This is a genomic window from Streptomyces sp. NPDC014727 (assembly GCF_043083485.1).
In the GTDB taxonomy this organism is placed as follows: Bacteria; Actinomycetota; Actinomycetes; order Streptomycetales; family Streptomycetaceae; genus Streptomyces.
The window spans coordinates 193,962-215,745 of sequence record NZ_JBIBYR010000011.1 but is presented as its reverse complement, the minus strand read 5'-3'; the positions used below and the strand labels follow the sequence as shown (position 1 = coordinate 215,745).

Genomic DNA, 21,784 nt, shown 5'->3' with positions numbered 1-21,784 from the left:
GTGACGCGATCTTTAAATCCCGCCGGGAGAACCTGGGGCCAGCACTCGCACCGCACCCGGCACACAGGTCGCGGTGAGCGGCAGCGCCCCGAGTGGTTCACCGTCCGCGTACGCGGTGACACCGGCCGCGGCGAGCTCGATCGAGGTGACCCGGTGCACGGTGACCCGGGGGTGGCTGAGGTGCGTCCCCTTGTAGACGCGGGGGAAGACCGTGAGGAGCGTGGTGCGGCTGCAGTCCCCGACGACGGTCACGTCGAAGAGGCCGTCGTCCATGGCGGCGTCCGCGCAGATCCGCATGCCTCCGCCGTAGGTCGATCCGTTGCCGACGGCGATGAGCGTGGCCTCGATCTCCCGGACCGGTCCGCCGTCCAGCCTGACGCGGTACGGGATGGGCTTGAACGCGGCGAGTTCGGCGAGGATCGCGAGGTCGTACTTGAACCGTCCGCCGACCCAGCGCATCCGGTTGCCCCGGTCGTTGACCCGGGAGTCGAAGCCGGAGGCGAGCACGGAGCCGAACCACCGCTCGCCGACCCTGCCCAGGTCGACCTCGCGGACGGCACCGCCCTTGAGCGCCTCCGCGGCCAGCCGTCCGGCAGCGGCCGGATCCCGTATCGGCATCCCGAGCGCGCGGGCGAAGTCGTTCCCCGTCCCCACGGCGACGACCCCGAGCGGCGTCGTCGTCCCGGCAACGGCCTGCAGGGCGAGGGACATCATGCCGTCCCCGCCCACGGCTATCAGCGCTCCGGTCCCACCGGCGACGGCCTCACGGGCCCGTCGCAGCGCGTCCTCGGCGTCCTCGCCGAGAACCGTGCGTACAGAGAATCCGGCGTCCCGCAACGCGGAAGCGGCCGGCTGCGCGGCGCGCGCGCCCCGGCCGCTTCCTGCGGTGGGATTGACGAAGAGGGTGATCTCGCTGGTCACCCGGGGACCCTACAGGTCAGGTGATGTCGTCGTAACCGTTGACCCGGTCATGGTCCGAGTTCGCCTGGTTGGGCAACGAACGGCCGGACGAGACGGGTTCGATCTCACCGATGTCCTCGGGGGTGAGGTCCAGCTCCGACGCCTCGTCGTCGGCGGGCCCCGCCGCCGCGCGCTCTGCCTTGCGTCGGTCGTTGAGCAGCGAGATCGCCGTGGCCACGAAGTAGAGCAACCAGATCGGTCCGGCGAGCATCAGCATGGTCATCGGGTCGGTGCTGGGGGTGGCCACCGCGGCGAAGACCGTGATGCCCATGATCATGCCCCGCCACCAGCCGAGCATCCGCTTGCCGGTGAGGACCCCGCCGAAGTTCAGCATGACGAGCAGCAGCGGCAGCTCGAAGGAGAGCCCGAAGACCACCACCATGCGCGTGATCAGATCGAGCAGTTCATCCAGCGGCAACTGGTTGTCGACGCCGCCCGGCGAGAAGTCCAGGAGCACCCGCGCCATCGTGGGCAGGGTCTTGTACGCGAAGAATCCGCCGGCGAGGAAGAGCGGGAAGCCCGCGCCGACGAAAGCGAGCGAGTACTTCTTCTCGTGCTTGTGCAGTCCCGGCGCGACGAAGGCCCACAGCTGGTAGAGCCAGACCGGCGAGGCAAGGACGATGCCTGCCATCAAGGAGACCTTGAGTGCGAGGGTGAACGGGGTGAGGAGGCCGTTCAGGACGATACGCGCGCACGTACCGTCGTCCTTCTTGGCGAGCTCGGCGAAGCTGGACTCGCAACCGACCGACTTCAGTACCGGGTCGGTGAAGAACTCGATGATCCCCTTGTAGAAGAACGCGGCCACGATCGTGACGACGACGATCCCGAGCAGGCCTTTCGCCAGCCGGTTACGCAGTTCACGCAGGTGCTCCACCAAGGGCATGCGGCCCTCTGGGTCCGTCTCCTGCTTGCGGGCAGACTTGAGCAACCCACGTCCTCATCTCGTGCAGCAGGCCCCACCGGTCACGGCGCCTGCGTCGGCCCGGTTCTTGTCAGCGCTTGGTCGAGTCGGTCGGCTCGGCGACCGGCCGCGAACTGGTCACGTCACCGGGCGCGGCCTTGATGGTGCGCGGGGCGGCCTGGTCCTGGGCGGCGGTGTCGTTCGCCGGTTCGGCCGGGGTGGCCGACGGGCTGCCCTCGGACTTCATGGCCTTGGCCTCGCTCTTGAGGATGCGGGCCGACTTGCCGAGCGAGCGAGCCATGTCAGGAAGCTTCTTCGCGCCGAACAGCAGAACAATGACGACGAGGATCAGGATGATCTCGGGAGCGCCGAGCCTTCCGAACATATGCGTGTACCTTCTCACCGAGGCAGCAGGGGTGGGGCGGACCGAACGTCGGACGGACGTCCGATCGTCGTACTGTCAGCGATCGTATCCCGCAGGAGTAAACGCAGGGCAATACCCATGCATCCTTGCGATTACGGCCCATGCCTCGCTCTCAGGGCCGCCGTCAGCAGCGTACCCTCCGAACCCGGGAAACTGGAGGCCGCGCCCGCGCCGATCCATCGGCCCAGCTCACAGCCTCACACGAACGTGGGGCCGGTGGATCCGGGGTCGTCCGTCCGGCACACGAGCCCGGCAGGATCCGAACGGGGGACCCCAAGGGCCGTCCCGTGAATCCTGACGGGCGCCAGGGGCCACGGGACAGTCCTCAGCGCAGCGATTCACCCGTGGCGGCAAGATCCGTCGCGGCCCGTTCGAGGACCTCGGCCGCCCGGTTGATGCGCTGGGTGGTCCGGGTCACCTGGCGGCCCAGGCGCTGGGCCTCGACGAATACCTTGACGGCCAGCACCCCGAGGACGGCGATCCCGAGAAACCCCAGGGCGATGGCGAGCATGGGCCAGAACATGCGCAGAGCCTCAATGTGTCTAGGTGTCCGAAGTTCCGAGGTCGACCGGTACGCCGGTCGGCCTAAAGGCTGGTGTGGAGACGCAACGTCCGCACCCCGCCGACGGTGAGGAGTTCGACTATCCGTTCTCCGGCGGGCTTGCGGACGGCCGCGCCGCAAGCCGGGCAGGTGAACGAGTAGAACGTCGTCCGGCGGCTGGCGCCCACGGCGAGGCGGATGGCACCGGCGGCCAGTTCGAACCGTTCGCGACAGTCCGGGCATGCTGCCTTGAACCGTACGGATTCGGGCACCACCACGGTCGGAACGCCTGACACCACAGGCATATAGCTCATATCTCCCTCGGGTATCCGCTCAGGCCGGGTCGTCGTAGGCGGCGAGCGCCGAACGGGCCGCTCTCCGCGCGCTCTGTGCCAGTTCCGGCGGGGAGACGATGCGACCCTCTCCGCCGAGCCGCAGCGCGAGTCTGCGCAGCGAGGCCGGCTCGGGGGTGCGCAGGGTGATCCGCAGGCCTCCGTCGGGCAGTTCCTGGGCGCTGTCGTGCGGATAGTACTCGGCGACCCACCGTCCGCCGGGGCCCACCTCGACCACGACCTCCGGGTCCTCGGCCGCCGGCTGGACGAGTCCTTCGGACAGATCCCGCAGTTCGAGCTCGGGCGGTGCGGCCGGCTCGTCCAGCAGCCGGATCTCGGCCACCCGGTCGAGTCGGAACGTACGCCGGTCCTCCGAGGACCGGCACCAGGCCTCCATGTACGTGTGCCCCACGGCGAACAGCCGGATCGGGTCCACCTCGCGCTCGGTGAGTTCGTCGCGCGCGGGCGAGTAGTAGCGCAGCCACAGCCGGCGCCGCTCGGAGATCGCCCGGTCGACGTCGGCGAAGACACCGCCCTCGGACTCGAAGGTGACCGAGAGCCGCGAGCTCGCCGCTCCGACCTCGCCGGCCGCGGTCTCCAGCTTCGCGGTGGCCCGCAGCAGCGCCTGCCGGTCGCTCTCGCGCAGCCCCGGCAGCGTGGCCACGGCGCGGGCGGCGACCAGGAGCGCCGTCGCCTCGTCGGCTGCGAGCCGCAGCGGCTCCGCGACGTCGTCCGGGTTGTGCCACCAGATCCGGTCGCCGTCGGTGTCGATGTCCAGCAGGTCCCCGCCCCGGAAGCTCGTACCGCACATGGGCAGCACGTCGAGGTCCGAGATCAGTTCGTCCTCGCTGATCCCGAAGGCGCGGGCCACGTCCTGGACGTGGGCACCGGGGCGCTCACGTAGATAGGTCACCAGGGAGAGCATCCGGCGGGTCTGGTCGATCGCGTTCGTGGCCATGATCGGGTCCCCTTCAGTCCTTGGCCACGGCGCGCAGCCGGTCCACCACATCGGCCCGCAGATCGGCGGGTTCCCGTACGACGACGTCCGGACCGAACTCGACGAGCCAGGCGTCCAGACCGTGTCCGTACGGAATCTCCAACTCGTCCCATCCGTCCCCGAGTTCCCGGACCGATATGGCGCGCGAGCGCAGTGGGTATCCGGCACCGGTCCGCAGCCTGATCAGCGCGGTCCGCGTCGCCGTCTCCCCCGCCCAGCTCTCCACCGTCTCCCGGACGGTCACGACGTCGGGCACCTCGGCGGTGAAGGTTCCGGCCCGGGAGCGGACCCGGCCGGTGATCCGGGAGAGGCGGAAGACCCGTTCGGCGCCGCGGTCCCGGTCCCAGCCGGCCAGGTACCAGTGGCCGCGCCAGCACTCCAGCGTCCACGGCTCGACCTGGCGCTGCTCGGGCCGGGCGGCGTTGGCCTTGCGGTAGTCGAAGGTCACCGGGCGGCGGTCCCGGCAGGCCAGCATCAACGGCTCGAACGCGGCCTCGTGAACGGGGATACGGGGTTCGAGGGCACTGTGCACCTCGTAGGTGTCCTCGGCCTCCGGCATGCCCGCGGCCCGCAGCTTCTGCAGCGCACCGCTGGCGGCACCGGCCAGCCGCGCCTGCTGCCAGACCTTGGCGGCCAGTCCCAGCGCGGCGGCCTCCTCGGCGTCCAGCGTGATGGGGGGCAGCCGGTTGCTGTCGCGGCGGGCGAGATAGCCCGTGTCGCCGTCCAGGCTCTCCACGGTCTCGATGACCAGACCGAGTTCGCGCAGGTCGTCCTTGTCGCGCTCGAACATCCGGTTGAAGGCGTCGTCGGAGCCCGCTTCCAGATAGGCCTCGATGGAGCCGCGCAGTTCGCGCTTGCTCAGCGGGCGCCGGGTCCCCAGCAGACACAGCGCCAGGTTCATCAGCCGCTCGGCCTTGGCGATCGCCATCGACGCCCTTTCTGTTTTGCTCTACGACCATCGACCGTACCGCTACGCGGTGTCCGGGCAAAAGCGAGGGCCCGCGCCTTGCGGCACGGGCCCTGGCGGCGTATGGGCGCGGATCAGACGGCGACCAGGTCGCAGACGAAGATCAGCGTCTCGCCGGGGGCGATACGGCCGCCACCGGCGCCGCGGTCGCCGTACGCGAGGTGCGCGGGAATGGTCAGCTGGCGACGGCCGCCGACCTTCATGCCCTGCACGCCCTTGTCCCAGCCGGAGATGACCTGGCCGGCACCGAGCTGGAACTGCAGCGGGGCGCCACGGTTCCAGGAGGCGTCGAACTCCTCGCCGGTGGAGAAGGCCACGCCCACGTAGTGGACGGAGACGGTGGCGCCCGCCTCGGCCACCGCGCCGTCGCCTTCCCAGATGTCCTTGATCTCCAGGTCGGCCGGCGGCTCGCCACCCGGGAAGTCGATCTCGGGCTTCTCGATGCTCACTGACTTGCTCCTCTTAATGATGAACTGGGCAACCGGGACAGTCTTACATCTTTGCCAGGATGTCCACGGCGAAGACCAGCGTGGACTTCGCCGGAATGGTCTGCTGCGCCTTGTCCCCGAAACCCTGGTCCGGCGGAATGACGAGGAGCACGCGGCTGCCGATCTTCTTGCCGACGAGACCGTTCTTGAGCCCCTTGAGGGTGACCTGGGCGAGCGGGAAGGTCTGTGTCTTGCCAGCGGAGTAGGTGCTGTCGAACGTCTTGCCGTCCTTCCACAGCAGCCCCACGTAGTTCACGACGACGCTGTCGGTGTCCTTCACGACGTCGCCCTTGGACTCCAGGATGTAATTGGAGACGAGCTTCGTCGGCGGGGCGGTCTTGGTGGGGATGGTGACCTTCGGGGCCTTGCCGTCCGTGTTGGTGCCGACCTTCGGAAGGTCGGCATTGTCCTGGGCCACCTCGGTGCCCTTGGCGGACGCCGGGATCTGCGTCGCCTTCAGAACGTCGACGACGAACACGAGCGTGGCGTTCGGCTTGATGTCGCCCTGGCCCTGCGCCCCGTAGCCGAGGTCCGGCGGAATGACCAGTTCGACCCGGCTGCCGACCTTCTGGCCGACGAGGCCCTTGTCCCAGCCCTGGATGACCATGCCGGCGCCGAGGGTCAGATCGAACGGCTGCTTGCGGTCGAAGCTGTTGTCGAAGGGCTTGTCGGAGTCCCAGGCCTGCCCGAGGTAGTTGACCTGGATCGCGTCGCCGTTCTTGAGCGTGGCCCCGTCACCCTGGCTGACGACTCTGGTCTTCAGCTCCTTGGGCGGGTTTCCGGTCCCTTTGGACAGCGTGGGCTTCTCGCCGAACTTCGCGCCCGCGGTGATGGCGGGGAACCCGTTCTCGGACGCGGCGGAAGCAGAAGCGGAAGCTGAAGCGGAGCCCTTCTCGTTGCCACAAGCCGCTGCCAGCAGCAACAGGGGGACGACGAGAAGGCCGGCAAGTCGGCGCACTTGTTCCTCAGATCTCAGACGGCACGGTTGGTTGAGTCCCCGACACTCTAGGGCGTACGCAGGGCCCCGTACGAGGAACGTACGGGGCCCGCGTCGCGTCGGAGGCCGAGGTCGTCCTGTCGCCGGCTCACATACCCGCGATCAGCTTCTCCACCCGGTCGTCCACCGAACGGAACGGGTCCTTGCACAACACCGTCCGCTGCGCCTGGTCGTTGAGCTTGAGATGGACCCAGTCGACGGTGAAGTCCCGCCGCTGCTCCTGGGCCCGGCGGATGAAGTCCCCGCGCAGCCGCGCCCTGGTCGTCTGCGGGGGCACGGACTTCCCCTCGAAGATCTTCAGGTCGTTGCAGACACGGGCGGCCTGCCCCTTGCGCTCCAACAGGTAGTACAGCCCGCGACGACGATGGATGTCGTGGTACGCGAGGTCTATCTGGGCGACCCGCGGATGCGACATGGTCATGTTGTGCTTGGCCCGGTACCGCTCGATGAGCTTGTACTTCATGACCCAGTCGATCTCGGTCTCGATCCGGTCGAGATCCTCGGCCTCGATCGCGTCGAGCGCACGGCCCCACAGCTCCAGGACCCGCGCGACGGTACCGGTACGGATGCCGCGCCGGTCGACGAAGTCGACGGCCTTCTCGTAGTACTCGCGCTGCACCTCGATGGCGGACGCCTCACGGCCACTGGCCAGACGCACCTTGCGCTGTCCCGTGGTGTCGTGGCTGACCTCCCGGATCGCCCGGATCGGGTTCTCCAGCGTCAGATCCCTCATCACGGTGCCCGCCTCGATCATCCTGAGCACCAGGTCCGTCGCCCCGACCTTGAGCAGCATGGTCGTCTCGGACATGTTGGAGTCACCGACGATGACGTGGAGGCGGCGGTACCGCTCCGCGTCCGCGTGCGGTTCGTCGCGTGTGTTGATGATCGGGCGGGAGCGCGTCGTGGCGGAGCTGACGCCCTCCCAGATGTGCTCGGCACGCTGGCTGACGCAGTAGACGGCGCCCCGCGGTGTCTGCAGCACCTTGCCCGCGCCGCAGATCAGCTGCCTCGTGACGAGGAAGGGAATGAGGATGTCCGCGAGCCGGGAGAATTCCCCGTGCCGCGCCACGAGATAGTTCTCATGGCAGCCGTAGGAGTTTCCCGCCGAGTCGGTGTTGTTCTTGAAGAGATAGACGTCGCCCGCGATTCCCTCCTCGTGCAGGCGGCGTTCGGCGTCGACGAGCAGACCTTCGAGAATGCGCTCGCCGGCCTTGTCGTGCGTGACCAATTCAGTCAGGTTGTCGCATTCGGGGGTTGCATATTCCGGATGCGATCCCACGTCGAGGTAGAGGCGGGCGCCGTTCCGCAGAAAGACGTTGCTGCTGCGGCCCCATGACACAACACGGCGGAAGAGGTAGCGCGCCACTTCATCAGGGGACAGTCGGCGCTGTCCCCTGAACGTGCACGTGACGCCGTACTCGTTCTCCAGCCCGAAAATGCGGCGGTCCATGACTGAACATTACGCCTGATGGCCTGAGCTGAAACCGGGTTCGACAGCACCGTTTCGATCATTTTCCGATCCGTGTGCGGCAACAGACGTATGTCCGGGAACTGCGAGGAACCTTCCCGTGGCCAGCAGAACCAGCAGTGCCGCCACCCCACCGGCCCCCGCGACGGCGAAACTCCACGTCGTGCCGCCCAGTTCGACGGCCGGGCCCGCCACGGCCGTTCCCGCCGCCGCGCCCACCCCGAACGTCGTCACCAGCCAGGAGAACGCCTCGGTCACCGTGCCCCGCGGAGCATGCCGGTCGACCACGATGAACGAGCAGGCGATCGCGGGCGCCAGAAAGACTCCGGCCACCGCCGCCAGAACGGTCATGGCGACCACTCCGGGAGTCAGCATCAGCGGCAGATAGCCCAGTGCCAGCAGCGCTACGATGACCCGCAGCCGGCGTTCCGGCGCCCCGGCCCACCGGCGTGCCCCGTACACCGCACCACCGATCAGCGCACCCAGCCCGAGCGCGGCCATCAGCCAGCCGTAGACCGATTCCCGGCCGTGGTCGTCGGCGTATGCCACCCCGGCCACGGTGATCGAACCGAGCGCGAGCCCGACGAAGAAGAACGAGCCGAGCAGCGCCAGCAGCCCGGGCGAACGCAGCGCGCCCAGCCAGTGCGCCTCGCGGGGCGCGGAACGCCAGGCGCGCGAGGGTTCGGAGAGGACGACCGAGAGCGCCCCCAGGACGCCGATCACGTTGATGACGAGCAGGGCGGCGGCGGGTGACCAGAAGGAGACGAGCACCGTCACCAGCAGCGGGCCCACGGTGAACATGACCTCCTGGGCGACGGCGTCCATCGCGTACGCCCGGTGCACCCGGTCCTCGGTGCCGAGGACGGACGGCCACAGGGCTCGCAGACCGCCCTCCAGCGGCGGGGTGAACACGCCGGCCACCATCACCGCCCCGTAGGCCAGCGGCAGCGACCCCAGGCCCACCAGGGCCAGCACGATCATGCCGAGCGCCGATGCCAGGGAGGCCGGGAGCTGGACGCGCGGCTGGCCGTACAGGTCCACCGCGCGCCCCAGCAGCGGCTGCCCGACCGCGGTGGCGAGCCCGTACACGGCCGCGAGCGCGCCTGCGAGGGTGTAACTGCCGCCCTCGGCGCGGGTGAACAGCACGATCGCGACCGGCGCGGTGCCGTTCGGCAGCCGCCCCACCAGGGTCCCCGCCAGCAGCCGGGCGGCATGCCGCGCCCGGAGGATGTCCAGATATCCCGCGGCCATGTCCCGCCCTTTCCTTCGGGCACGCTCCGGCGCCCTGGGGTTTTACGTATAACGTCGAGGTCCATACGTACCATGTGCCCAGTCCGCAGGTCCACCGCACGGCGCCTGCCCCCGATCGGCCCGGAGGCCCGAGTGACCAGCGCACCACAGCCCGCCCCGGCCCGGCCCACCAGCCGCGATGTCGCGCGGGCCGCAGGCGTCTCGCAGGCCACCGTCTCCCTCGTGCTCGGCGAAAAATGGCGTGGAAGAGTCTCCGAGGCGACCGCCGGACGCGTACGGGAAGCCGCCCGCGGCCTCGGCTACCAGCCCAATCTCGCCGCCCGCAATCTCCGGCTCGGCCGCACCAGGACCGCACTCCTCGTCGTGCCCGCGCTCACCAACGAGTTCTTCGCGCGCGTCTACACCGGCGCCGCCGCGGTCGCCGCCGAGCACGGCTTCGGGGTCGTCCTCTACCCGTCCCCCGAGGGCACCGGGCCGGCCAGGGACCCGTTCGCCTCGGCGCGTGCCTCCCTCGACGGGGTGATCGCCTCGTCCATGGCCGCGGGCGCGCTCGACGCGCTGCGCGGCGCCGGTCTGCCGCTGGTCATGCTCGACAGCGACCCGGCCGACACCGGGGTCGCGGCCCGGGTCAACCTGGACATCGCCGACGGCATGCGGCAGATGGCGGACCATTTGCTCGCGCTCGGCCACCGCCGCTTCGTCCACCTCGCGTCGGCGGTCGATTCCTGGACCTTCGCCGTCCGGGCCCGAGCCCTCCACGACACCCTGGCGGCAGCCCCGGGCACCTGTGTGCGGACCGTCGCGGCGGCACTCGACGTGCACGCGGGCCGGGAGGCGACGGAGCGGGCACTCGCCGCCCCCGGCCCCCGGCCCACGGCCATCGTCTGCGACGACGACATCCTCGCCGCGGGCGCCTGCAAGGCCGCTCGCAGGCTCGGACTCCGCGTCCCCGAGGACCTCTCCGTCACCGGCTTCGACGATCTGGCCCTGGCCACGGCCGTCGAACCGGAGCTCACCACCGTGCGGCTGCCCGCCGAGCAGGTCGGCGAACGCGGCATGGCGGCCCTGCTGGCGGTCCTGGACGGCCGCCCCGCGGAGCCCGGCAGCCTGCCGGTGCGCCTGGTGGCCCGCGGCTCCTCCGCGCCCCCAACGGCAAACGGCCCGCGCTCATGACGGTGCCCCGGGCCGCCGGACAAGGGCGGACCGGGGCACCGGCGCAGTGCTCGACTACTCCTCGGAGGACTCCACGTCCCCACCGGAATCGGTGGACTTGGTGACATCCGTCGTGCCCGCGGGGGACGCCGTCCCGGAGGACTCAGCCCCCTCGTCGTCCTCGTTGTCGGAGGGCGCGTCCGTCGGTGCGGAGCCGCCGTCCGCCTCCAGCAACCGCGCCAGCTGGCGGCCGACGATCCGCTTGAACTTGCGCTCCTGCGGCCTCGTACGGTCCAGGACCGCGACCTCCAGCCGCTCCGCGGGGATCTCCCGCTCGCTGCCGTTGGGATCGCGGGACAGTGCCTGCACCGCCAGCTTGAGCGCCTCGGCGAGCGACATCCCGTCCCGGTGCCGCTGGTCCAGGAAGGTGCTGATCTGCTCGGCGTTCCCACCGACCGCGACCGAGCCGTGCTCGTCGACGATCGAGCCGTCGTGCGGCAGCCGGTAGATCTGGTCGCCCTCGGGGTCGACCCCCACCTCGGCGACCACCAGCTCCACCTCGTACGGCTTCTCGGCCGCGCTGGAGAAGATGGTGCCCAGCGTCTGCGCATAGACGTTGGCCAGCCCACGAGCCGTCACGTCGTCACGGTCGTAGGTGTATCCGCGCAGATCGGCGTAGCGCACACCGCCGATGCGGAGGTTCTCGTACTCGTTGTACTTGCCGGCGGCGGCGAAACCGATCCGGTCATAGATCTCGCTGAACTTGTGCAGCGCACGGGACGGGTTCTCGCCGACGAACACAATGCCGTCGGCGTACTGCAGCACAACCAGGCTGCGACCACGGGCGATGCCCTTCCGGGCGTATTCCGCCCGGTCGGCCATGGCCTGCTGAGGTGAGACATAGAACGGCGTCGACACCGGTTATCCGTCCCTTTCTGTCAGTGACTGGAGCATCGGAGAAGCAGCGGAACGGCGGTCAGAGCAGCGCGGCGCGCGGGCCGTCGGGCTGTTCCATCCGGTGTTCCAGGATCGAGCGGGCGATCTGGGACGATTCCGCCTCGTCCAGCCTCCGGAAGCCTTCGTCGGTGATGACGGTGACGATCGGGTAGATCCGCCGGGCCACATCGGGGCCGCCGGTCGCCGAATCGTCGTCCGCGGCGTCGTACAGCGCCTGCACGACCAGGGTGAGCGCCTGCTGCTCCGTCAGGTCCTCGCGGTAGAGCTTCTTCATCGACCCGCGGGCGAAGACCGACCCGGAGCCGGTGGCCGCGTACCCGTGCTCCTCGGAACGGCCGCCGGTGACGTCGTACGAGAAGATCCGGCCCTTCTCGCGGTCGAGGTCGAAACCGGCGAAGAGCGGGACGACGGCGAGGCCCTGCATGGCCATCCCCAGATTGCTGCGGATCATCGTGGAGAGCCGGTTCGCCTTGCCCTCCAAGGAGAGCTGGGCGCCCTCGACCTTCTCGAAGTGCTCCAGCTCCAACTGGAAGAGCTTGACCATCTCCACGGCCAGCCCGGCCGTGCCGGCGATGCCCACCGCCGAGTACTCGTCGGCCGGGAAGACCTTCTCGATGTCACGCTGCGCGATCACATTGCCCATGGTCGCTCGCCGGTCACCGGCGAGGACCACTCCGCCGGGGAACGTCACCGCGACGATGGTCGTCCCGTGCGGCGCCTCGATCGCCCCCTGCAGGGGCGGCAGACTGCGGTTGCCCGGGAGCATCCCGGGAGAATGGTCGGTCAGGAAATCCATGAACGAAGAGGATCCCGGCGTCAGGAAGGCAGCTGGTAGACGCCCGGTGCTACGAGTGTTGGCTTCCACGCGTTTCCCTCCAGGTAAGCGACGGCCCTGCGCAGGGTGTCAGGAGCGTCTCCCGACGTACCGATGGCCGAATTGCAGTCGATGTGGTTACGCCACGGACCCTACCCGTCCCGTGGCGGTGATCCACATGAAGTGCGGGGGCGGCTCCGCACGGCCTGCGGCCCCGCCTGTGCCCGCGCGGTACGGGCCGGCCTGGCCCGTACCGCGCGCACGTCCCACTCCGCAGCGTTCACATTCGTGAACTACTGCCCGCCCTTTTGAACGAAGGAACGCACGAAGTCCTCCGCGTTCTCTTCGAGTACGTCGTCGATCTCGTCCAGAACCGAGTCGACATCGTCGCTCAGCTTCTCCTGGCGCTCCTTGAGGTCGTCGGACGCCTGCGCGTCCTGCGCCTGCTCCTCGACCTCCTCGGTGGAGCGCGTCGCCTTCTGCTGTCCGCCGCCGGTGTCCTTGGTCGCCATCTAGCTCACCCCGCTCGGTTCGAAGCACTTGATCAGACCCTACCCACGGGGTCCGACATTGGCCCGGTACTTGTCCAGACGTCCGGGGGTCATCCCGATGATTCCCCGATCGCGGCCGTTTCAGCCTCCCGACAGCACCTGGACCAGCTCTTCCGCCGTGCGGCAGCGGTCCAGGAGCTCCTTGACGTGATTACGGGTGCCGCGGAGCGGCTCCAGGGTGGGCACCCGTTGCAGCGAGTCATGGCCCGGGAGATCGAAGATGACCGAGTCCCAGGACGCCGCGGCCACGTCATCGGCGTACTGGTCCAGGCAGCGGCCGCGGAAATAGGCCCTGGTGTCCTCCGGAGGGGCCGTACGGGCCTTCTCGACGTCGTCCTCGTCCAGCAGGCGCTTCATCTTCCCGCGGGCCGCCAGACGGTTGTACAGGCCCTTCTCGGCCCTCACGTCGGCGTACTGGAGATCGACCAGGTGCAGACGCGCTGCGTCCCAGTCCAGGCTGTCCCGGCGGCGGTAGCCCTCCATGAGCTCCCGCTTGGCGATCCAGTCGAGCTCGCCGGACAGGCTCATGGGATCGTTCTCCAGCCGGTTGAGGGTGTCCTCCCAGCGGATCAGGACGTCCTTGGTCTGCTCGTCGGCGTCCGCCCCGTACCGTTCCTCGACGTATTTGCGGCCCAGCTCGAAGTACTCCATCTGGAGCTGCACCGCGGTGAGGGTACGGCCGCTGCGCAGCGTGATCAGGTGCTTCAGCGTCGGTTCGTGGGAGACGTGGTGCAGGGTGCGCACCGGCTGGTCGACCGCGAGATCGACGTTGATGAAGCCGTCCTCGATCATGGACAGGACCAGGGCCGTGGTGCCGAGCTTGAGATAGGTGGAGATCTCCGAGAGATTCGCGTCGCCGATGATCACATGCAGCCTGCGGTACTTCTCGGCATCGGAGTGCGGCTCGTCACGGGTGTTGATGATGGGGCGCTTGAGGGTGGTCTCCAGACCGACCTCGACCTCGAAGTAGTCGGCACGCTGACTGATCTGGAAGCCGTGTTCATGGCCGTCCTGGCCGATTCCCACGCGTCCGGCCCCGGTGACCACCTGGCGGGAGACGAAGAACGGGGTCAGATGGCGCACGATGTCGGAGAAGGGGGTTTCCCGCTTCATCAGGTAGTTCTCGTGCGTGCCGTACGAGGCGCCCTTGTTGTCGGTGTTGTTCTTGTAGAGGTGGATCGGCTGGGCGCCGGGGAGCTGGGCGGCGCGGTCGGCCGCCTCTGCCATGATCCGCTCGCCGGCCTTGTCCCAGAGGACCGCGTCGCGCGGATTGGTGACTTCCGGGGAGCTGTACTCGGGGTGCGCATGGTCGACGTAGAGGCGGGCCCCATTGGTGAGGATGACATTGGCGAGGCCGATGTCCTCGTCGGTGAGCTGGCTGGAGTCCGCGGTCTCACGGGCGAGGTCGAAACCTCGCGCGTCCCGCAGCGGGTTCTCCTCCTCGAAGTCCCAGCGGGCGCGGCGCGCCCGGTGCATCGCCGCTGCGTAGGCGTTGACGATCTGGGACGAGGTGAGCATGGCATTGGCGTTGGGGTGGCCGGGGACGGAGATCCCGTACTCCGTCTCGATGCCCATTACTCGCCGTACGGTCATGCGGCCCTCCTTGCCCGGCGGCGCCCCCTTGAGGGGGCGGCGCTCAAGTACCGCTGCTTGTCCGGTGCGTGTGCGGTGCCCGTCCCCGCACTGCGCGACCGGGCGGTACGCAAGAGCCTAGAGCGACTCTGCGGTGGTGGGGAGATCAATTACGTCATTGCTGCGGTGTCGCGAGAGCTGTCCGGAAAGCAACCGGCTGCGGATGCCCGGCCGGGCATCCGCAGCCGGTCGGCGCTCTACAGGTACTGCCCAGTATTCGCCACCGTGTCGATGGAGCGACCGGTGTCCGCGCCCTGCTTTCCGGTGACGAGCGTACGGATGAAGACGATCCGCTCGCCCTTCTTGCCGGAGATCCGGGCCCAGTCGTCCGGGTTCGTGGTGTTCGGCAGGTCCTCGTTCTCCTTGAACTCGTCCACGCAGGCCTGGAGGAGATGGGAGACGCGAAGGCCCTTCTGGCCCTGGTCGAGGAAGGCCTTGATGGCCATCTTCTTGGCCCGGTCGACGATGTTCTGGATCATCGCGCCGGAGTTGAAGTCCTTGAAGTAGAGGACTTCCTTGTCGCCGTTGGCGTACGTGACCTCGAGGAAGCGGTTCTCCTCGGATTCGGTGTACATCCGCTCGACGACGGACTGGATCATGGCGTGTGCGGCGGCTTCCTTGGAGCCGGTGTGCTCCGCGAGGTCGTCCGCGTGCAGGGGCAGCGAAGGAGTGAGGTACTTCGCGAAGATGTCCTTCGCGGCCTCCGCGTCGGGGCGCTCGATCTTGATCTTCACATCGAGGCGTCCGGGGCGCAGGATCGCGGGGTCGATCATGTCCTCGCGGTTGGAGGCGCCGATGACGATGACGTTCTCCAGGCCCTCGACACCGTCGATCTCGGCGAGCAGCTGGGGAACGATGGTGTTCTCCACGTCCGAGCTGACGCCGGATCCCCGGGTACGGAAGAGGGACTCCATCTCGTCGAAGAAGACGATGACGGGGGTGCCCTCGCCCGCCTTCTCACGGGCACGCTGGAAGACCAGGCGGATGTGCCGCTCGGTCTCGCCGACGTACTTGTTGAGGAGTTCCGGGCCCTTGATGTTGAGGAAGTAGCTCTTGCCCGCCGGCTGGCCGGTGACCTCGGCGACCTTCTTGGCAAGGGAGTTGGCCACCGCCTTGGCGATGAGCGTCTTGCCGCAGCCGGGCGGGCCGTAGAGCAGGATGCCCTTCGGCGGCCGCAGTTCGTGTTCCTTGAAGAGGTCGGGGTGGAGATAGGGGAGCTCGACCGCGTCCCGGATCAGCTCGATCTGGTCGCCCAGACCGCCGATCTTGTCGTAGTCGATGTCCGGTACCTCTTCGAGGACGAGTTCTTCGACCTCGCTCTTGGGGACCACTTCGTAGACGTAGCCGGACCTGGGCTCGAGCAGCAGGGCGTCGCCGGGGCGGATGGTGATGTCCAGCAGCGGCTCGGCGAGCCGCACCACCCGTTCCTCGTCGGTGTGCCCGATGACCAGGGCCCGCTCGCCGTCCTCAAGGATCTCCTTGAGGGTGACGATGTCCCCGGCCCGCTCGAATTCCATGGCGTCGACCACATTGAGCGCTTCATTGAGCATGACTTCCTGGCCGCGCCGGAGGTCGTCGAGCTCGACACTGGGGCTGACATTCACCCGGAGCTTGCGGCCCCCGGTGAAGATGTCGCAGGTGCCGTCCTCATTGCCCTGCAGGAACACACCGAATCCGGCCGGCGGCTGTGCGAGCCGGTCGACTTCTTCCTTGAGGGCCACGATCTGGTCGCGGGCCTCGCGGAGCGTGTTGGCGAGCCGCTCATTCTGCGCGGACACGCCCGCCAGGTTGGTCTGCAACTCGACGATCCGCTCTTCGAGAATCCTCGTATGGCGCGGAGAGTCGGCGAGCTTACGTCGCAGGACGGCGATTTCCTGCTCAAGATAGGCGACCTGGCCGGCTGGGTCTTCGGACCCCCGCCCGGGCCGGATGCCGCGGTTGATGTCGTCGTCGTGGGCTGCCACGGTCCTCACCTCCTCCAAGGGGAGCTGGACGCTTCCTGACCCTACCTGGGTGGGTGATGATTGAAACCCCTAGATCACAAAGACTGCGGGGCGTGTCCGATCTTCACCCTTGCGTTCCCCCTCGTGTCAGGGGAATACCCACCCTTCAACATCGGAAAGCGGCCGGTTGTATCGTCGAACCGGTCAACACCCGTCAGGGCTGGCTTCTTTTGGTTCGGATACGCAGGGAACGGCAGGAGAAATGACCGTGCAGCAGGACGCTCCCACCGGCAGCGACACGCAGGACCTGGAGGTCTGGATCGATCAGGACCTCTGCACGGGAGACGGTATCTGCGTGCAGTACGCACCGGAGGTGTTCGAGCTGGACATCGACGGTCTGGCGTATGTGAAGAGCGGTGACGACGAACTCCTGCAGGACAAGGGCGCGACGACACCGGTGCCGCTGCCGCTCCTCCAGGATGTCGTCGATTCGGCCAAGGAGTGCCCGGGCGACTGCATCCATGTACGTCGCGTTTCGGACAGGGTCGAGGTGTACGGCCCCGAGGCCGCGTGACCCCGCGGTTCCGGGCGGTGGAGCACGTGCAGTGACCGCTCAGGCACTGCTCGGGGCGGACCGGGTGGCTCGGACGAAGGCGCCGCCCCGCCACTGCCAGGTGACCTTCTCCTGCTGGTCGGGACAGCACTGCGGCACATCGGCCGAGGAGTAGCCGAACAGGGTGGCGGAGATGATCCCGTCACGCACCGCGAAGTCGCCGACGCTCAGCTTCTCGGCGGGGTCCACCAGGGTCGCCACGACCCGCGGTGTGGCCCCGCTTCCTCTTGTGAGGACGTAGACGCCGCTGGGCGGGGTGCCGGATCCTGCCGCGCAGTGGACCACGGCGACCGTCTCGGGCCGGCCGTCGCCGTCCAGGTCGCCGGGCTGCTGTTCGGCCACGGTGTTCCCCACCCCCCCACACTCCAGGGGGTAGGTCGCCCGCTCCGGATCGGGCGCGGCTACGGGCGCCGTGCCGTGCTGCGCGGTGGTGCGATGCGGGGTCGAGGCGGTCGCCACGGGGTCCGGCTGGAGCGTACCTGCGGCTGCGATGACGGCGGCCATGGCTGTCGCGGTGGCGAGCCAGTGCAGCGGCTTGGTGTCGGTGTGCGCGAGGTCCGGGAGCTCGGAGGTCTGCACGCGGGATGTCTCCTGTGGTTCCTGTGGTTCGAGGATCTGGGTGGGCGCTGCCGCCGGTGGGACGTCCGCGGTGGCTTGGGGTGGCCAGCATCGTGCCACACCACGCGCACCAGTGGAACGGTGGGGTCGGCCCGGACGTGTGTCCCGTACGGGCAACGAAAAGGCGCCGCCGCCGAGTTCCCGGGTCGGTCCGGGAACTCGGCGGCGGCGCCGGTACGTTGTGCGGCTCAGCCGCGGGAGGAGCCGCTCTGGCTGCCGGGACCGTCGTAGTCCTCGCCGTAGGCACCCTTGGCGGGGCGGCGGCGGCGCAGCGGGGGCTCGACCCCGTCGGCCAGGCGGCGGGCGGTGACGAGGAAGCCGGTGTGGCCGATCATGCGGTGGTCCGGGCGGACGGCCAGGCCCTCGACGTGCCAGTTGCGGATCATCGATTCCCAGGGCTGCGGCTCGGCGAAGCAGCCGATCTCGCGGATGGACTCGACGGTCCGCGCGAGCTGGGTGGTGGTCGCGACGTACGCGCACAGGATGCCACCGGGCACGAGCGCCTTGGAGACGGCCTCCAGGCACTCCCAGGGGGCGAGCATGTCGAGGATGACCCGGTCGACGTCGGTGTCGGAGAGGTTGTCCTGGAGGTCGCCGACGGTGAGCTGCCAGGCGGGGTGCGGCTCGCCGAAGTAGCGTTCCACGTTCTGCCGGGCGATCTCGGCGAAGTCCTCGCGGCGCTCGTAGGAGTGCAGCATGCCCTGGTCGCCGATGGCGCGCAGCAGGAAGGTGGAGAGCGAGCCGGAACCGACACCGGCCTCCACGACGCGGGCGCCGGGGAAGATGTCGGCGAAGGCCAGGATCTGCCCCGCGTCCTTGGGGTAGACCACGGCGGCGCCGCGGGGCATGGACAGGACGTAGTCGGGGAGCAGGGGGCGCAGCGCGAGATAGGCGACGTTTCCCGTGGTTCGGACAACACTGCCCTCGGGGGCACCGATCAGCTCGTCGTGCGGGAAGGAACCCTTGTGGGTGTGGAAGTTCTTCCCGGCTTCGAGCGTGAAGGTGTAGTGGCGTCCCTTGGGATCGGTGAGCTGGACCTGGTCCCCGACCTTGAAGGGCCCGCGTCGGCGGGCGGCACCGGTCGGTTCAGACATGTGACCAGCCTACCGGTGATTCCCCGCGCCCCGACCGCGAGCCCGGACGATGCCGGACGGTCAGGCGGCGGGCCTGGCCAGGGCCGCGACGAACGCCCGCTCGACGTCGGCGGTGGACAGCACGCCGTAGATCTCACCGGTCTCTTCGAAGACGAGGTATTCGGTGGCGGGGCTGGCCTTGAGCCGGTCCAGCAGCGCTTCGCCGGACAGCTCGGCGGAGATCTTCATGCCCGCGGTGAGGTCCTGGGCGAGGCCGCTGACGGCGACCCAGGGGCGGCGGTGTTCGGGGATGGAGACGATGGCGGTTTCCCGGACGACGGCCTTGGGTTCGCCCAGTCCGTCGACGACGACGAGGGCGCGGGCACCCGCTTCGTTGGCGCGTCGCAGGGCCTCGGAGAGCGGGGTGTCGGCCTCCACCGGGACGGCGCGCCGGGTGAGGGTGCGGGCGCGCAGCTCGGGAAGGTGCTCGCGCAGGCGTGCCATGCGCAGGCTGTTGCCCGCTCCGGTCCAGATGATGGCGGCGAGGATGGCGGCGAGCAGCGCGTCGGTGACGGTGTCCATGCCGCTGACGTCGCGGGGGTTGTTCCCGAAGGAGCCGGTGCGAGTGAGCAGCGGGAGGCCGATGAGGGTGACGACGGCGAGGGCGCGGCCGACCCAGGCGGCCGCGACGGTGCCGCTCATCGGGCGGCCGGTGATCTTCCAGACGACGGCACGGAGCATGCGTCCGCCGTCGAGGGGGAGGCCGGGGAGGAGATTGAAGGCGGCCACCAGGAGGTTGGAGATCATCAGCCCGGCGAGGAGGACTCCCGGAACGGTGCCGGGCGCGACGAACGTCATCCCGACGTAGAAGAGCCCGGCGAGCACCAGGGAGAGCAGGGGGCCCACGAAGGCGAGCAGGAATTCGCGGCCGGGAGTCTCGGACTCCTTCTCGATCTCGGAGACGCCGCCGAAGAACTGGAGCTGGATGCGGCGCACCGGCAGCTTGTAGTGCAGGGCGACGACCGTGTGCGCGAGTTCGTGGACGAGTACGGAGGCGTAGAAGGCGATCGCGAAGAAGAGGGAGACCAGGTAGCGCGCCGCTCCGAGCTCGGGCAGCACCCGTTCGAGCTGGCCGCCGAAGACCCAGGTGATCAGTGCGGCGACGATGAACCAACTGGGCGCGACGTACACGGGCACACCAAAAGGACGGCCCATGAGAAGGCCGCCTCCGGGCTCTTCGGGGCGCCGCGGTCCGCCCTTGTCGGGGCCGGCGCCGGGGGCCGTTCCCCCTGCGCCGGGCTGCGGCCGCCCGCTGTCGCCGCTCTCGTCCACGAGGTCCCTTCGGTCGGTGCCCTGCGGCACGGTCGTTCAGTGTTCGGGAGTGTGTGGTCGATGGTATGCCGCCGAGTGTCGGTGGCGGGCCGTAGGGTCTTCGACATGACCTCCCTGCCGCGGCCCGCTCAGCCGCCCACGTCCCTGTCGCCGTCGCGGGCCGGTGATTTCATGCAATGTCCTCTGCTGTACCGCTTCCGGGTCATCGACAAACTGCCCGAGAAGCCCAGCGAAGCAGCTACCCGGGGCACGCTGGTGCATGCGGTGCTGGAGCGGCTCTTCGACAATCCGGCGGCGGAGCGCACGGCCGGCCGGGCCACGGCGCTGATCCCCGCCCAGTGGGACCGGCTGCTGGAGTCGAAGCCGGAGCTGTCCGAGCTGTTCTCGGAGGATGCCGGGGGCGAGCGTCTCGCGCGCTGGCTCTCGGAGGCGGAGAGCCTGGTGGAGCGGTGGTTCTCGCTGGAGGACCCGACGCGGCTGGAACCCGCCGAGCGCGAGCTGTTCGTCGAGACGGAGCTGGAGTCGGGGCTGCGGCTGCGCGGGGTGATCGACCGGATCGACGTGGCGCCCACGGGCGAGGTCCGCATCGTCGACTACAAGACGGGGAAGGCGCCGCGCCCGCAGTACGCGGAGGGCGCGCTCTTCCAGATGAAGTTCTACGCGCTGGTGATCTGGCGGCTGAAGGGCGTGGTGCCACGCCGTCTCCAGCTCGTCTATCTCGGCAGCGGCGACATCCTGACGTACGACCCGGTCGTGGCGGACCTGGAGCGGGTGGAGCGGAAGCTGCTGGCGCTGTGGGACGCGATCCGGCTGGCGACCGAGACGGGCGAGTGGCGGCCCCGGCCGACGAAGCTCTGCGGCTGGTGCGACCACCAGGCGGTCTGTCCCGAATTCGGCGGTACTCCCCCGGTCTATCCGTTGTCGGTACGCCCGGCGGAGTCGGAGCAGGACGTGCAGGGCAGAATGGATCCGGTCCGTACCGAGGCCGGCCGGCCTGTGGCCCCCGAAGGATCTTGAGGAGACCTTGTGGCTATCCGCGTCCTACTGGTCGATGACCAACCGCTGTTGCGCACCGGCTTCCGGATGATCCTGGAGGCGGAAGGTGATCTCGCGGTGGTGGGCGAGGCCGGTGACGGTCTCCAGGCTCTCGACCAGGTGCGGGCGCTGCAGCCCGATGTGGTGCTGATGGACATCCGCATGCCGCGGATGGACGGCGTCGAGGCGACGCGTCAGATCACCGGTCCCGGCCGGGACGGTCCGGCGAAGGTGTTGGTGCTGACCACGTTCGATCTCGACGAGTACGTGGTGGAGGCGTTGCGCGCGGGCGCCAGCGGCTTCCTGCTGAAGGACGCTCCCGCCCATGAGTTGGTGCAGGCGATCCGCGTGGTGGCGGCGGGTGAGGCGATGCTGGCGCCGAGCATCACCCGCAGGCTGCTCGACAAGTATGCGGACCATCTGCCGTCCGGCGAGGAGCCGGTGCCCGACACCCTGCACACGCTGACGGACCGTGAGGTCGAGGTGCTGAAGCTGGTGGCGCGCGGACTGTCGAACGCGGAGATCGCCGCGGACCTGTTCGTCAGTGAGACGACGGTCAAGACGCACGTCGGCCATGTGCTGACCAAGCTCGGCCTGCGCGACCGGGTGCAGGCGGCGGTGTACGCCTACGAGAGCGGTCTGGTGCGGCCCGGGGCCCAGTGAACAGCCCCGAGCGGCGGCCCCGGAGACGGTCCGGGGCCCGGACGACGCCCCGGCCGGGTTCGGCCGGGGCGTCGT

At 69.1% G+C, this 21,784-nt stretch carries 23 protein-coding genes and 1 pseudogene; 4 read left to right on the top strand and 20 right to left on the bottom strand.

Translation table 11 applies throughout. The features are described from left to right. Nucleotides 1–12: 12 nt before the first annotated feature. The 11 genes from ACF1B9_RS19630 to ACF1B9_RS19580 all read right to left on the bottom strand — a co-directional run bounded on the left by ACF1B9_RS19630 (nt 13) and on the right by ACF1B9_RS19580 (nt 9,326). Nucleotides 13–921, bottom strand: coding sequence for a diacylglycerol kinase (locus ACF1B9_RS19630; protein WP_391740295.1), 909 nt, complete (start codon nt 919–921; stop codon nt 13–15). 16 nt (nt 922–937) lie between these two features. Beyond that, on the bottom strand, nt 938–1,888 hold the full coding sequence (gene tatC, locus ACF1B9_RS19625) for a twin-arginine translocase subunit TatC (protein WP_391740296.1): 951 nt from the start codon (nt 1,886–1,888) through the stop codon (nt 938–940). A 64-nt stretch (nt 1,889–1,952) separates the two neighbouring features. Beyond that, on the bottom strand, nt 1,953–2,246 hold the full coding sequence (tatA, locus tag ACF1B9_RS19620) for a Sec-independent protein translocase subunit TatA (RefSeq protein ID WP_362211480.1): 294 nt from the start codon (nt 2,244–2,246) through the stop codon (nt 1,953–1,955). Between the two features lie 364 nt (nt 2,247–2,610). After that, nucleotides 2,611–2,808 (bottom strand): hypothetical protein, encoded by a 198-nt coding sequence (locus tag ACF1B9_RS19615; RefSeq protein WP_391740297.1) that lies wholly within the window; start codon nt 2,806–2,808, stop codon nt 2,611–2,613. 62 nt (nt 2,809–2,870) lie between these two features. After that, entirely contained in the window at nt 2,871–3,131 is a 261-nt protein-coding gene (locus tag ACF1B9_RS19610; protein WP_391740298.1) for a hypothetical protein, read from the bottom strand. 28 nt (nt 3,132–3,159) lie between these two features. Beyond that, the gene (locus ACF1B9_RS19605) at nt 3,160–4,116 is read right to left on the bottom strand and encodes a helix-turn-helix transcriptional regulator (protein WP_391740299.1); all 957 of its coding nucleotides are present in this window, start codon (nt 4,114–4,116) and stop codon (nt 3,160–3,162) included. 13 nt (nt 4,117–4,129) lie between these two features. Beyond that, a complete protein-coding gene (locus tag ACF1B9_RS19600) occupies nt 4,130–5,083 on the bottom strand; it encodes a helix-turn-helix transcriptional regulator (protein ID WP_391740300.1) in 954 nt (317 codons plus the stop codon). Between the two features lie 113 nt (nt 5,084–5,196). Next, a complete protein-coding gene (locus ACF1B9_RS19595) occupies nt 5,197–5,571 on the bottom strand; it encodes an FKBP-type peptidyl-prolyl cis-trans isomerase (RefSeq protein WP_351079199.1) in 375 nt (124 codons plus the stop codon). A 43-nt stretch (nt 5,572–5,614) separates the two neighbouring features. Next, a complete protein-coding gene (locus ACF1B9_RS19590) occupies nt 5,615–6,568 on the bottom strand; it encodes an FKBP-type peptidyl-prolyl cis-trans isomerase (RefSeq protein ID WP_391740301.1) in 954 nt (317 codons plus the stop codon). A 127-nt stretch (nt 6,569–6,695) separates the two neighbouring features. After that, a complete protein-coding gene (pafA, locus tag ACF1B9_RS19585) occupies nt 6,696–8,057 on the bottom strand; it encodes a Pup--protein ligase (protein ID WP_391740302.1) in 1,362 nt (453 codons plus the stop codon). Between the two features lie 9 nt (nt 8,058–8,066). After that, nucleotides 8,067–9,326, bottom strand: coding sequence for an MFS transporter (locus ACF1B9_RS19580; RefSeq protein ID WP_391740303.1), 1,260 nt, complete (start codon nt 9,324–9,326; stop codon nt 8,067–8,069). Between the two features lie 132 nt (nt 9,327–9,458). On the opposite strand from ACF1B9_RS19580, the gene ACF1B9_RS19575 reads away from it, so the two are divergent. Further along, entirely contained in the window at nt 9,459–10,499 is a 1,041-nt protein-coding gene (locus tag ACF1B9_RS19575; RefSeq protein WP_391740304.1) for a LacI family DNA-binding transcriptional regulator, read from the top strand. Between the two features lie 54 nt (nt 10,500–10,553). Here ACF1B9_RS19575 and prcA read toward each other — a convergent pair whose 3' ends face one another. The 6 genes and pseudogenes from prcA to arc form a co-directional block, all read right to left on the bottom strand. Next, the gene (gene prcA, locus ACF1B9_RS19570; RefSeq protein ID WP_391740305.1) at nt 10,554–11,396 is read right to left on the bottom strand and encodes a proteasome subunit alpha; all 843 of its coding nucleotides are present in this window, start codon (nt 11,394–11,396) and stop codon (nt 10,554–10,556) included. 58 nt (nt 11,397–11,454) lie between these two features. Next, the gene (prcB, locus tag ACF1B9_RS19565) at nt 11,455–12,300 is read right to left on the bottom strand and encodes a proteasome subunit beta (protein WP_391740306.1); all 846 of its coding nucleotides are present in this window, start codon (nt 12,298–12,300) and stop codon (nt 11,455–11,457) included. Beyond that, nucleotides 12,252–12,451: pseudogene (locus ACF1B9_RS19560) on the bottom strand (endonuclease domain-containing protein); the annotation flags it as partial. The pseudogene ACF1B9_RS19560 and the gene prcB, both read right to left, overlap by 49 nt. Nucleotides 12,452–12,542: 91 nt before the next feature. Continuing rightward, nucleotides 12,543–12,761, bottom strand: a complete 219-nt coding sequence (locus ACF1B9_RS19555; RefSeq protein WP_108011740.1) for a ubiquitin-like protein Pup — start codon at nt 12,759–12,761, stop codon at nt 12,543–12,545. Between the two features lie 120 nt (nt 12,762–12,881). Then, nucleotides 12,882–14,393: a depupylase/deamidase Dop gene (gene dop / locus ACF1B9_RS19550; RefSeq protein WP_391740307.1), complete on the bottom strand. Its 1,512-nt coding sequence runs from the start codon at nt 14,391–14,393 to the stop codon at nt 12,882–12,884. A 236-nt stretch (nt 14,394–14,629) separates the two neighbouring features. Beyond that, on the bottom strand, nt 14,630–16,396 hold the full coding sequence (gene arc / locus ACF1B9_RS19545) for a proteasome ATPase (protein ID WP_351087150.1): 1,767 nt from the start codon (nt 16,394–16,396) through the stop codon (nt 14,630–14,632). 241 nt (nt 16,397–16,637) lie between these two features. Here arc and ACF1B9_RS19540 point away from each other — a divergent pair, with 241 nt between their 5' ends. Further along, nucleotides 16,638–16,949 (top strand): ferredoxin, encoded by a 312-nt coding sequence (locus tag ACF1B9_RS19540; protein ID WP_114243630.1) that lies wholly within the window; start codon nt 16,638–16,640, stop codon nt 16,947–16,949. 39 nt (nt 16,950–16,988) lie between these two features. Here the strand turns inward: ACF1B9_RS19540 and ACF1B9_RS19535 are convergent, their stop codons facing one another. From ACF1B9_RS19535 to ACF1B9_RS19525, 3 genes are all read right to left on the bottom strand, one after another. Continuing rightward, nucleotides 16,989–17,567, bottom strand: coding sequence for a hypothetical protein (locus tag ACF1B9_RS19535; protein ID WP_391740308.1), 579 nt, complete (start codon nt 17,565–17,567; stop codon nt 16,989–16,991). Nucleotides 17,568–17,794: 227 nt separating this feature from the next. After that, nucleotides 17,795–18,700, bottom strand: a complete 906-nt coding sequence (locus ACF1B9_RS19530; RefSeq protein ID WP_351087144.1) for a tRNA (adenine-N1)-methyltransferase — start codon at nt 18,698–18,700, stop codon at nt 17,795–17,797. A gap of 60 nt (nt 18,701–18,760) precedes the next feature. Further along, complete coding sequence (locus ACF1B9_RS19525; RefSeq protein ID WP_391740445.1) at nt 18,761–20,011, bottom strand: site-2 protease family protein; 1,251 nt, start codon at nt 20,009–20,011, stop codon at nt 18,761–18,763. Between the two features lie 171 nt (nt 20,012–20,182). On the opposite strand from ACF1B9_RS19525, the gene ACF1B9_RS19520 reads away from it, so the two are divergent. Next, the gene (locus ACF1B9_RS19520) at nt 20,183–21,028 is read left to right on the top strand and encodes a RecB family exonuclease (RefSeq protein ID WP_391740446.1); all 846 of its coding nucleotides are present in this window, start codon (nt 20,183–20,185) and stop codon (nt 21,026–21,028) included. A gap of 9 nt (nt 21,029–21,037) precedes the next feature. Next, nucleotides 21,038–21,709, top strand: coding sequence for a response regulator transcription factor (locus ACF1B9_RS19515; protein WP_361448414.1), 672 nt, complete (start codon nt 21,038–21,040; stop codon nt 21,707–21,709). Nucleotides 21,710–21,784: the final 75 nt, after the last annotated feature.